This window comes from Phenylobacterium sp. 58.2.17 (assembly GCF_026411515.1).
Taxonomy (GTDB): Bacteria; Pseudomonadota; Alphaproteobacteria; order Caulobacterales; family Caulobacteraceae; genus Phenylobacterium.
This window is the reverse complement of the sequence record NZ_JAPMTQ010000093.1, coordinates 1-2315: the sequence shown is the minus strand read 5'-3', so window position 1 is coordinate 2315 and position 2315 is coordinate 1. Positions and strand designations below refer to the sequence as shown.

Genomic DNA, 2315 nt, shown 5'->3' with positions numbered 1-2315 from the left:
CCCGCCTGGGCGCGGCGGATGCGCCGCCAGCAGACCCTCAGCCACGGCGCCTCGGCCGCCGCCCACGCCGTGCGCGCGGGCGACGGCGGCGGCGCAGGTTCGTCCATCGATCTTTCGGAAGGCTCCTGACCCATGTTCCGACGCCCCACCGTCCGCTATGGCGCGACACCGCAGCCCGACACGCCCTACCGCCGCGCCAGCCAGGTCTGGGACGACCGGATCGGGGCGGTGGCGGCGGGCGGCAAGAACCTTTGGGCCCTGGCGATGGTCGAGGCTGGGGTGATCGTGGCGCTCGCCGGCGCGCTGGTCTGGGTGACGGCGCGGGGCGAGGTCGTCCCCTGGGTGGTGCAGGTCGACCGGCTTGGCGAGGCCCAGGCCGTCGCCCCCGCCGAGCTCGGCTACCGGCCGACCGACCCGCAGATTGCTTTCCATCTGGCGCGGTTCATCGAGCAGGTCCGGTCCGTCCCAGCCGATCCGATCATCGTGCGCCAGAACTGGCTGCGGGCCTATGACTTCACCACCGATCGCGGCGCGCTGGCGCTCAACGACCATGCCCAGGCCAGCGACCCGTTCGCCCAGGTCGGCAAGGTCCAGGTGGCGGTCGAGGTCTCCAGCGTGATCCGCGCCTCGCCCGGCAGCTTCCGCGTGGCCTGGACCGAGCGCCGCTACCAGGACGGGGCGCTGGCCGCCACCGAGCGCTGGTCGGCGATCATCACCCTGGTCGTCCAGCCGCCGCGCGACGCCGAGCGTCTGAAGAAGAACCCGCTGGGCGTCTTCGTCACCGCCATCAACTGGTCCAAGGAGCTCGCCCCATGACCTGCGCCTTCCTTCGGGGGGCGGCGCTGCCGGCCCTGCTGCTTTCCGGCTGCGCCATCGCCGCCAAGCCGCCCGCCATCGCCTTCGACGAGACCCAGGCCGTCGCCGCGCTCCAGGCGCTGGAGCCGGCGAGGCCGGTGGAGGTCGTGGCCGTCCCTGAGCCGCTGCCGCTGCCGGGCCAGCTCAAGCCGGTCCCGACGAGCCTTCCCGCCGAGGCGCCCGATCCTCGCGCGAGGATCGGCGCGGCCAACGCCGCCGCCCGCGTGCAGCCGGCCCAGGGCGGTTTCGTCAACGCCATCCAGCGCTATCCCTGGAGCGAAGGCGCGCTCTATCAGGTCTATGCCGCGCCGGGCCAGGTGACCGACATCGCCCTGCAGGCCGGCGAGCAGCTGGTGGGGGCCGGTCCCGTCGCGGCCGGCGACACCGCGCGCTGGATCATCGGCGACACCGAAAGCGGCTCAGGGACGGCCAAGCGGGTCCATATCCTGGTCAAGCCGACCGCCAGGGACCTGGCGACCAACCTGGTGATCAACACCGACCGGCGGACCTATCATCTGGAGCTGCGCGCCACGGCCGCCACCTATATGGCCTCGGTCTCCTGGACCTATCCGCAGGACGCGCTGATCGCGCTCCGCGGCGAGGCCGCCGCCGTCGCCAGCGTCCAACCCGTCGCGGCGGGTCTGGACCTGACCGCGCTCCAGTTCGGCTACGAGATCGTGGGCGACGCCTCGGCCTGGCGGCCGTTGCGCGCCTTCGACGACGGCCGCCAGGTGTTCATCGAGTTCCCGGCCGGGATCGGCCAGGGCGAGATGCCGCCGCTGTTCGTGGTCGGCGCCGGGGGTTCGGGCGATCTGGTCAACTACCGCGTCCAGGGCCGGCACATGATTGTCGACAGGCTGTTCACCGCGGCCGAGCTGCGGCTGGGCGACAGGCGCGCTCAGCAACGGGTTCGGATCCTTCGCCCGGCGGCGCGGCGATGAGCGCCCAGGCGCCCGACCCGCCTGTCGCCCCGGCGGCCATGCTGCGGCTGCGGGCTGATCCTCCGCGGGTGATGCGGCTTTCGCGCAAGGCGCTCACCATCCTGGGCGGCGCGGCGACGCTGGCGATCGGCGGGGCGGTGATCTACGCCCTCCAGGTCCAGGAGGACGCGGCGCCCGCCGAACTCCACAGCACCGACAGCCGCGCCGCCGCCGAAGGCCTGACCACAGCGCCCAAGGACTATGGCGAGGTTCCCAAGCTTGGGCCGCCGCTGCCCGGGGATCTCGGCCGGCCGATCCTGAGCGCCCGGCAGCGCGGCGCCGACATCGTGCCACCGCCCATGGGAACGCCCGCGCCCGCCGATCCGCAGGCGGTCGCCCAGGATGCGGCGCGCACCAGCGGGCTGTTCGTGGGCGGCGGCCGGGCTGCCAGCGCCGCGCCCCTCCCGGCCTTCTCCCTTCCTGGGCCGACCACCCTGGACCCCGCGACCGCGCCGGCCGTCGAGGCCGCGCCGAGCGAGC

The 2315-nt window shown here is 74.0% G+C and carries 2 protein-coding genes and 1 pseudogene; all 3 read left to right on the top strand.

What is annotated here, in order from left to right; translation table 11 throughout:
- Positions 1-132 precede the first annotated feature (132 nt).
- Complete coding sequence (gene trbF / locus OUA97_RS23115; protein ID WP_267234433.1) at positions 133-816, top strand: conjugal transfer protein TrbF; 684 nt, start codon at positions 133-135, stop codon at positions 814-816.
- The gene (gene trbG, locus OUA97_RS23110) at positions 813-1796 is read left to right on the top strand and encodes a P-type conjugative transfer protein TrbG (RefSeq protein WP_267234432.1); all 984 of its coding nucleotides are present in this window, start codon (positions 813-815) and stop codon (positions 1794-1796) included. Before trbF ends, trbG begins: the two co-directional genes overlap by 4 nt.
- A pseudogene (locus tag OUA97_RS23105) lies at positions 1793-2315 on the top strand (conjugal transfer protein TraI); the annotation flags it as partial. The gene trbG and the pseudogene OUA97_RS23105, both read left to right, overlap by 4 nt.

Bases quoted from the DNA above. Each gene is read 5' to 3' on its own strand.
- trbG (WP_267234432.1), top strand. From the start codon at position 813: ATGACCTGCGCCTTCCTTCGGGGGGCGGCGCTGCCGGCCCTGCTGCTT.
- trbF (WP_267234433.1), top strand. From the start codon at position 133: ATGTTCCGACGCCCCACCGTCCGCTATGGCGCGACACCGCAGCCCGAC.